This is a genomic window from Desulfobacter sp., assembly GCF_050177295.1.
The window spans coordinates 1-9364 of record NZ_JBFXHE010000161.1; the positions used below are offsets into that span (position 1 = coordinate 1).

General features: G+C 49.4%; 8 protein-coding genes and 1 pseudogene. 5 read left to right on the top strand and 4 right to left on the bottom strand.

Features of this window, described 5'->3' with window-relative positions:
* The 5 genes from AB7U36_RS12330 to AB7U36_RS12350 all read left to right on the top strand — a co-directional run.
* Positions 1 to 1835, top strand: a 1835-nt coding sequence (locus tag AB7U36_RS12330; protein WP_428160067.1) for a hybrid sensor histidine kinase/response regulator, incomplete at its 5' end; no start/stop codon positions are given.
* A 68-nt stretch (positions 1836 to 1903) separates the two neighbouring features.
* Complete coding sequence (locus AB7U36_RS12335) at positions 1904 to 2728, top strand: sulfotransferase domain-containing protein (RefSeq protein ID WP_428160068.1); 825 nt, start codon at positions 1904 to 1906, stop codon at positions 2726 to 2728.
* A 250-nt stretch (positions 2729 to 2978) separates the two neighbouring features.
* Complete coding sequence (locus AB7U36_RS12340; protein ID WP_428160069.1) at positions 2979 to 3968, top strand: ABC transporter substrate-binding protein; 990 nt, start codon at positions 2979 to 2981, stop codon at positions 3966 to 3968.
* Positions 3969 to 4158: 190 nt separating this feature from the next.
* The gene (locus tag AB7U36_RS12345) at positions 4159 to 5028 is read left to right on the top strand and encodes a hydroxyethylthiazole kinase (protein WP_428160070.1); all 870 of its coding nucleotides are present in this window, start codon (positions 4159 to 4161) and stop codon (positions 5026 to 5028) included.
* A gap of 114 nt (positions 5029 to 5142) precedes the next feature.
* Positions 5143 to 5376, top strand: coding sequence for a divalent metal cation transporter (locus AB7U36_RS12350; protein ID WP_428160071.1), 234 nt, complete (start codon positions 5143 to 5145; stop codon positions 5374 to 5376).
* Between the two features lie 5 nt (positions 5377 to 5381).
* Here AB7U36_RS12350 and AB7U36_RS12355 read toward each other — a convergent pair whose 3' ends face one another.
* The 4 genes and pseudogenes from AB7U36_RS12355 to AB7U36_RS12370 all read right to left on the bottom strand — a co-directional run.
* Complete coding sequence (locus AB7U36_RS12355; RefSeq protein WP_428160072.1) at positions 5382 to 6122, bottom strand: AAA family ATPase; 741 nt, start codon at positions 6120 to 6122, stop codon at positions 5382 to 5384.
* Between the two features lie 266 nt (positions 6123 to 6388).
* Positions 6389 to 7285 carry a bifunctional methylenetetrahydrofolate dehydrogenase/methenyltetrahydrofolate cyclohydrolase FolD gene (gene folD, locus AB7U36_RS12360; protein ID WP_428160073.1) on the bottom strand — a complete coding sequence of 299 codons (897 nt, stop codon included), beginning with the start codon at positions 7283 to 7285 and terminating at the stop codon, positions 6389 to 6391.
* An 82-nt stretch (positions 7286 to 7367) separates the two neighbouring features.
* Complete coding sequence (locus AB7U36_RS12365) at positions 7368 to 9143, bottom strand: formate--tetrahydrofolate ligase (protein ID WP_428160074.1); 1776 nt, start codon at positions 9141 to 9143, stop codon at positions 7368 to 7370.
* 17 nt (positions 9144 to 9160) lie between these two features.
* Positions 9161 to 9364: pseudogene (locus tag AB7U36_RS12370) on the bottom strand (erythrose-4-phosphate dehydrogenase); the annotation flags it as partial.

Sequence of the window (9364 nt, forward strand, 5' to 3'; positions counted from 1 at the left end):
CGGCCCTGGATCATTCCCCCCTTAAAATCGCCTTGGGAAAAACGATCGTCACAATTCTGATTGCCTTTGTCCTGCTGGTTTCATTGGGAGCCGTCATTGCCATGGCCATTGCATCCGGGGTGGTTCAATCCATGAACAAGGTCATCGGATTTGCCAGGAATTTATCTGTCAGGCAATTTGATCACCCCTTAGAGATCACCAGCAAAGATGAATTTGCAGAAGTGGCGTCAGCCTTTAACCTCATGTCCCGGCGGCTGAAAAAAAGTTTTGAGCAGATAAAAAATCAGGCCAATGAAATTGAAAAGGCCAAAACCTACCTGAATAATATCATCAATGCCATGCCCCTGATGCTTATCGGAGTCAGCCGGAACGGGAACATCATGTTTTTGAACCAGGAGGCAAAAACATTTTTTTGTGAATATCTTGGTGACGAAAAATCTTTTTGTGCGGCGTCATACAAGGAGCTGCTGAAGTATTGCGATACAAAGAGCCTGGATGAAATAGACCGGGCCGTGACCCAGGTTGTTCCCCTGCGGCTGGAGTCGGTTGCCTGCCGGAAAGGCAAGGAAACCCTTTTTCACCGGCTCGCTGTTTTCCCTGTAGCGGCAAGTGGTGACAGTTTTGCCATGATCTGCCTTGAAGATACTACAGGGCAGCACCTCATGGAGACCCGGCTGCGCCAGGCCCAGAAAATGGAGGCCATGGGGAGGCTTGCCGGCGGCATTGCCCATGATTTTAATAATATTTTATCCGGTATTTTCGGATACACCAAACTGGCACAGATGGATGCCCAGGGCCAGAATAATATTCTGGGCAGCCTGGACAATATTTTTACGGCCGGGCAGCGGGCAGCGGACCTGATTCGGCAGATATTGACCTTCACCAGGCAGACACGTCCCCGCAAAAGCCGTATCAAAATCAGGATCGTGGTGAAGGAGGCGTTAAAACTGTTGAAATCCGTTTTACCCGCCGACATTGAGATCCGGGAAAAAATTGAATCCCACTCGACGATCCTTGCGGACGCCACCCAGATGCACCAGATTGTTATGAACCTTTGTACCAACGCCTATGCTGCCATGGCCCAAGCCCGGGGGACCCTTACCGTAACGCTGACGGACATTGCCTTTCCCGATACAGGGGTTCAATCCGGGCTTTCCTGTCAGATTCCCGATGGCGCTTATGTCCGGCTCGAGGTGATTGATACCGGCCATGGTATGAATGAAGATACACTTGAAAAGGCATTTGAACCCTATTTTACCACCAGGGAACACGGCAAGGGAACGGGACTGGGGCTGACACTTGTGCACTCCATCGTGGCAGCGCACCAGGGATTCCTTGATGTGGCCAGTACGCCGGGGAAAGGCACCCGGTTTCAACTCTTTTTTCCCATTAATACCAGGCCGCTGCCTGCCACGATAGCAGCCCCTGAGCAGACAGCCTCTCTGCACGGTACGGAAAAGGTGCTGCTTGTGGAGGATGAGGAAGATGTGCGAAACTCCACAGCAGAACTTCTCCGGCATTACGGCTACCGGGTCCGGGCGTGTGAAGACGGGGCCCAGGCGCTAGAGCTGTTCTGCATGGATACTGCTGATTACGACCTTGTGATCACAGACATGAATATGCCGAAAATGAGAGGGGATGCCCTGGCAAAAGAGATCCTTGCCATCCGTCCGGATATGGACATCATCCTTTTAACGGGATACAGCCGGTCGTTCTCCAGGGAAAAATCCTGTGCCATGGGAATCCGGGCATATCTGGAAAAACCGGTGACTGTGGAATTTTTGATGAACACCATTCGCCAGGTGCGTTTGAATGCTGATGCCGGGAGGAGATAGAACTGCGGGAGAATTTGGCGGTTTTATTCCTTTTAGCATTTCCCGGCAGATTATGCTAAGAGAGATACATGAGCTTTGCTGCATTTATAGTTTCAACCGGACGCTGCGGAACGCAATGGCTTGCCGCGGCCTTGTCAAATTTATGTTCGGATTTTATTACAGTTGAACACGAACCACTTCAGGACCGTTATGAAGCTCGTAAGACACTTGGGCGCTTTAATTTAAAGAAGCCCCTTGATTCACTTCCGTCCGAAGTGCTCAGCCACATGCATGATATCGAGAAGCAACTAGCTGTCCAGCCATATATTGAATGCGGTCATCCAAGTTGGAGCACAATCCCATACCTTGCGGAACGTTTTGATTCCCGTATTCGGATTATTCACCTTACCAGGCACCCGGTGCCAACATGTTGTTCATGGTTAACCCACGCTGCATTTCAGAAACCGATATTATCACACATTCCAGAAAAAGTTCTCCTGTCACCGTTTGATCATGGGATCAAATTTAAAGAGTATTGTGACGTGTGGGATAAGCTTATCCCTTTTGAAAAGTGTTTATTCTACTGGAGTGAGGTGCAGGCCTTTGCTTTGGAACAGCAGGCTCGTCTGAATGTTCCATGGCTGCATATACGGTATGAAGATATGTTTAAAAATCAGGCAATCCCTGAGATTCTCGACTTCCTGAATTTGCCTGTGAATGACAAAAGTCTGAGTTTTCGATCCCAGAGAGTAGATCAATTTCAATATATTTCTCCAGTATGGCAGGATTGGAGAATCATACATAAGCATCCTCGCGCACTATCGATCGCAGAGACGTTTGGGTATGATATGAACGGAATTGATGAAGAACAATTGGCGCGCCGCTATCTTATGGGCAAACAAGAGGCATTGTAAAATCATCTCGGATTTAACTTGATTTATTTTGGACTTTCAGAAAATCAATTTTATAGTATATTGAATTTAGTCTTGCGTTTCGCTGCCAGGGATGGTTAATTTTCAATTAAATTGATTTTAAAAAGGATTTATCTATCGGGATAAGATTCAAAATATTCATGTTATCCTGCTAATAAATGGACATGAACGATAAACGGAACCACACATTGTATTGTCATCATCCATCTAAACTCAGAAGAGGGGAAGTGTCATGAAAGCGTTTATTTCTGTATTTTTCTTTGGCGTAGTTTTATTTTATTTTCAACCCGTCATGGCGGAACAGCTCCCTTTAACTATTGCAACGGGTTGGGGCGCAATGACCGGATCGGTGGTCATTGCCCAGGAAAAAGGTTTTTTTAAGGAACAGGGGATCAAAACGACGACATTATCCATGACTGGGGGGCAACAGATATTCCAGGCGTATGTGCAGGGAAAAGCCGATGTAATGTGTAACACCTGCCTTCGTATTGTCCAGTCGAATCTTAACCCGTCTGACCATGTGATTATCGGGACGCTTTCCTATTCTGACAACCAGATGAAACTGATTGCCAGAAAAAGCGCGGGTATCACCAAGGTTTCGGATCTGAAAGGTAAGAAAATCGCTGTGACCCAGGCCAGTTTTGCCCATTTTTATCTTGAGAGGTTTCTGTTGTTCTACGGATTGACCTTAGATGATGTTGAACTAGTGTTTGGTGGTAAAAAAGAGATTCCAGGCATCATTGAACGCGGACTAGCCGATGCCGCAATGTGGCATGGAGTACCCATTACGGAAACAAAAAAGATTCTTGGGAATGATTATGTGATTTTTCAGAACCCGGCCATTTACAGGAAGACTCAACAGTTGATAGTGCACCGAGCATGGTTGGCACAGCACCGTGAACAGGCCAAAGGGGTGTTGCGGGCCATTCTTAAAGGGGAAGAATTCATGAAGACCCATATGGAAGAAGGTATTGAAATCATGGCAAAAACAAAGGGTTATGATATTAAGGATATGGCACAGACCGTCCGGCATGAAATGAATTATCACCTCAGTCTGGAGCAGTCGATTTTTAATGAACTGGAAAGTATTGAACAATGGGCGCTGGACAATAATATTGTCGAACGCAAAATCCCGAGGAATTATCTTGAAATGGTAGACTATTCTCTTCTGGAAGAGGTAGATCCAAAAAGGGTGAGTATTATCCGTCCGTTGTCGCTATAATAGGATTCTCCACCACTACGCGATGAGAATACCAGAATCAATTTTATAGAAAATAAACCTGATTTCCAAGGATTCAGGATTATACTTTAAACACTTTACCTCTCACATGCGGGTTGCCCTTCCCCTGTCTTGTTTTATTTACCTGATTTCCCGGAAAAAATGCCCGGAATAAAAAGGAAAGAGTGAGCATATGCACGCCCATGAATTGGCCGCAGATATCTACAGGCTTTTTGCCGCGTTGCGCGATACAAGACCCTTGGTCCATGTGGTGACCAACTTTGTGGTAATGAATCAGACCGCCAATGCGCTTCTGGCCCTTGGGGCATCCCCCATGATGTCCTGGGCAGGCCAGGATGCAGCGTATATGTCCGGGGTATCGGATGCCCTTTGCATCAATACCGGCACCCCGGTTCCGGAGCGGATTTCAGTCATGAAATCCCTGATGTCCCTTGCCGGGGGCGCTGGAAAGCCCGTTGTCCTGGACCCTGTGGGTGCCGGTGCCGGGCACTTTCGCACTGATATTGCCCGGGAACTTTGCGCCTTTGCCCCGGCAAAAATCATCCGGGGAAATCCTTCGGAAATCTGCGCCCTGGCTGCAGGCCATTTATCCACCAAGGGGGTGGAAAGCGGGATCTGCCCGGAACAGGCCAGGGCTATTCTGACCGGGCATGGCCGGCCCGACCGCAATTCTGATGGCTTGCCAGGCGGTGCAGCAGCGCTTTTGGGAGCCGCATCCGCGCTTGTTGTCAGCGGGAAAACAGACATGGTCATGGGAGATGGCAAAATGGTCAGGATCGCCAACGGATCCGAACTCATGGGCGCGGTAACCGGTACCGGCTGCATGCTTTCCGCCATCTGCGCTGCATTTTATGCCGTGGCTGAAAACGGCTTTGACGCTGCCGTTGCAGGCGTTGCCGTTGCGGGCATTGCCGGAGAGCTGGCCGCGGCCCGGGTGAGTGGCCCGGGTTTTTTTCTGCCCCATTTCATGGACAGTTTGTACGCCCTTGGCGAAGCGGATATCCATCAACATTTAAGGGCTGAAGTTTACTGTCTGGATTAAAGTATATACAGGAAACCATTATGGCCGCTTTAAAAGAAGATCAAAAGACGGCATCCGGGAAGGGCATGTCTTTCAAACGCATGCTATCTGCGCTGGGGCCTGCCTGGATCATCAGTGCCCGTGGCTGCGGGGCCGGGAACCACCTTGAGTGTTGCCAGGGCCGGCGGAAACTATGGCTATGATTTCTTATGGGTGGCGGTGCTCAGTGTGGTGCTGGCCTTTGTCTGCCAGTACATGGCAGCCAAGATCGCCCTTATCGGGGGCCGGGGGATTGTTTCCACTGTGCAGGACAAATGGGGCAGTCTGCCTGCCTGGTTTGGGCCGGGCATAAGACCATGCCCGGCCTAAAGCAGTTATGCTATAGATCCGAATTTCTGTTCAAAGGCGCAGGCAACGATTTCCACGGCCTTGGACGCATCCTTAAGGTGTCTTAAGTTGATGACCATATCGAATTCATCCGGGTTGGCCTCATCCTTCTGGTATACACTGTTAAAAAAGGCTTTCTGTTCCTTGTCCATGATTTTTATTCGGCTTTCAGCCTGTTCCCAGGATATGCCAAGCAACCCTGACAGCCTTGAAATCCGGTATTCCCTGCCGGCAATGAATCTGACAGCTAGGACTTTATCCCTAGGAAGAATCAGATGGGTGCCCCGTCCCACAAAGATGGTGGGCTCCAGTCCTGCCATGGCAGTCACGGTTTTTGCAAGCTGTCTTGCATAGTCGCTTTTTAAATAGGTTTTTTCGCTGATCAGCATGGTAAACAATTCACTCATGATGCCAGGGTACCGTTCATCAAAATATTCCACGGCTTTTTGGGTCAGATCCTTTTCTTTGGCCATGAACTCCAGAATTTCCCGGTCAATCACCTTGAACGGCATCCGTTCGGATAAAAGATCAGCGATTTGAAGGGCACCTACCCCGATTTGCCGGGAGAAGCAGATGCAGGGGAAAATGCCGTCTTTCGGCTGTTTTTGGGGCTTTGTTTCAGGTGCCCGGCTCCAGTTCTTAACATTGATCTCTGCCCAGGCAGCAGCGCCCAGCCTTTTTTTACCGTAATCACCAGGCGAATATCCTATTTTGGATTCTTTTGTCATAATTTTCCCCCTCTTTTTTTATTAGGTCAGCATAAAAGAACTACCAGCTACACTAACCATAGCAATAAAAATGCCATGGGAGATTTTCCTATGAAACTATAGACAAGATACCTGAAACAAGAGGGTGACGCGCCTGGGGCGTCCATTTACCCCTGCATTGTTGCTGTCGTAAGTTTCATTGTTTGTTCTGGGCTTGCGTCTGGTTTTTTTTCCATGTGTAAATTCTGTGGACAGGTTCGCCGGGTAGATACATTGGTGCGTTTAAACTATAAATCTCCCAGGGCATACTGGGCGGATTTCAGGGTGTTTTTCATGAGCATGGCAATGGTCATGGGTCCTACGCCGCCGGGAACAGGGGTGATTTTGCCTGCGATTTCCCTGGCTGCATCAAAGTCCACGTCACCTTTGAGAATGGCTTTTCCGGTGGCTTGGTTTATGCCCACACGGTTCACACCGACGTCAATAACAGTGGCGCCCGGTTTGATCCATTCGGGTTTGACAAGACCAGGCACGCCGGCTGCAACAATGAGGATATCAGCGCGTTTGCAATGGGCGGCAAGATCTTTGGTCCTTGTATGAACAAGGGTTACCGTGGCGTCGGCACAATCACCTTTTTGGGCCATCATCATGGCAATGGGTTTGCCGACTATATTGGAACGACCCACAACAACAACCTGGGCACCGCATGTTTGTGTGCCGGAACGGACAAGCATCTCCTGGATACCGGCCGGGGTACAGGGCAGAAATCTGGCATTATCACCGCCGATCATCAGACGGCCTACATTAACAGGATGGAATGCATCCACGTCCTTGTCCGGATTGATGGCATTAATCACTTTTTTTTCGTCAATATGCCCGGGCAGCGGCAACTGGACCAGAATACCGTGGATATCTGGGTCATTATTGTATTTATGGATCAACGCCAGCAGATCGGCTTCGGAAATATCCCCGGGCTGATCATCCTGAATTTCATTAAATCCGACAGACAACGCTGTTTTTACCTTCAAGGTTACATAGCTGACAGATGCCGGGTTTTTGCCCACAAGGATGGTTACCAGACCCGGCACTTTGCCGTGTTTGGCTTTCATTTTTTCAACATCTGCCTTAATTTCAGCCAGAATGGTTTTTCTTATCTCGGTTCCGCTGATGATTTCTGCGGTCATGCTGTTCTCCTGATATGATCCGGCAAAGGAGAAAAAAGGCGGGCAACGCCGTTTCCTTTGTCGGATGGGTTAAATTTTGATCCTAGAATATACCCTGAACCTTGCCGGTTTCAACATCAACATCAATGCGTTTAAAGGCCGGGTTGGAACCGGTACCCGGCATCAGAGAGATATCTCCGGCAACGGGAACGATGAAACCCGCACCTCTGTAAGTCAGGACTTCACGGATGGCCAGTCTCCAGCCTGTGGGCACACCCTTGAGCCCGGGGTTGTCAGACAAAGACAAGTGGGTTTTCACCATGCACACACCCATCTTAGACACTTCCGGGTCAGCCTGGAGCGCAGCCAGTTTCCTGTCGGCAACAGGCGAGTAATCAACACCGTCGGCTCCGTAAACTTCTTTGGCAATAAGTTCGATTCTTTGTTTTAGCGGCATATCCAGCATGTAGAGGAATTTGAATTCTGTTTTTTCCTCGCATGCCTCCACAACGGCCCGGGCAAATTCAATGGCGCCATTGCCGCCTTTTTCCCAGTGGCGGGAAAGGGCCACCCGTGCCCCTTCAGCCTTGACCAGCTCACGAACCTTGGCGATTTCAGCATCTGTATCCGTATAAAAGGCATTGATGCAAACCACCGGAGAGATACCGGCTTTACGCACGTTGCGGATGTGATGGATGAGGTTGGCGCATCCTTTTTCAACCCATTCAACGTTTTCAGTGCTGTACGCCTGGGGCATGGGTTTGCCCGGAACAGGCACTGGTGCGCCGCCGTGGCACTTCAGGGCACGGATCGTTGCAACAACAACAGCACAGTCAGGTGTCAGTCCGGAGTAGCGGCATTTCAGGTTCCAGAATTTTTCAAAACCAATGCCGGCGCCAAAGCCTGATTCGGTCACATGATAGTCAGCCAGTTTCAAGCCGACTTTATCAGCAATGATGGAGCTCTGGCCAATGGCGATGTTGGCAAAAGGCGCTGCATGAACGATAACAGGCTGGCCTTCCAGGGTCTGCATCAAAGAGGGTTTCATGGCCTCAACCATCCAGGCGGTCATGGCACCGGCAACCTTCAGGTCTTCGGTGGTGACAGGTGCGCCTTTTTTGGTGTATGCCACAACGATTTTACCCATTCTTTCACGCAGGTCTTTAAGGTCAGTGGCCAGGGACAGGATGGCCATCACTTCCGAAGACACGGCAATACCGAATTTGGATTTCATCATGAAACCGTCGAACTTGCCGTTTACGTCGTCAATACCGATGATGATGTTACGCAATGCCTGGCAGCAGAAATCCATGACCCAGCCCATTTCAATATTGGTGGGATCAATGTCGATTCTCTTCATGCCCGAGAGGCGTTCCAGTTGCTCGTCCGTATAGTTTCTTTCATGCTGTAACCGGGAGGTCAGGGCAACCATGGCCAGGTTGTGGGCGTTCATGATGGCGTTGATGTCGCCGGTGAATCCCAGGGAAAAGGGTGTCAACGGAATACACTGGGAAAGACCGCCGCCTGCAGCAGACCCCTTGATGTTCATGGTCGGGCCCCCCGAAGGCTGACGGATGGCCGCACAAACCCGTTTTCCAAGTTTTCCAAGGCCCTGTACCAAACCGATGACAGAGGTGGATTTGCCTTCGCCAAGCGGGGTGGGGGTGATGGCGGTGACATCAATATACTTTCCGTTGGGCTTATCTTTAAGACGGTCAAGTACTGTCATGGAATCAATTTTACCAATGTAATGTCCATGGGGCAGCAGTTCTTCTTTGGTCAATCCGAGTTTTTCACCGATTTCATAAATGGTGAGCATGTTTTTTTCCGCATCTTCTGCAATCTCCCAATCCGCATGCTGGGTTGGATCCAAGGCCATGGCAAAACTCCTTTACTTTATTTATCAAGGGCGGCAATTGCGGTATCAAGCATCCTGTTGGAATACCCCCACTCATTGTCAAACCATGCCTGGATTTTTACAAGCCGTGATCCCGATACCCGGGTCTGGGGCAGATCAACAATGGCGGATCTGGGATCATGGTTAAAATCACAGGACACCAGCTGTTCGTCATTCACCCCTAAAATGCCGCTTAAATTCGA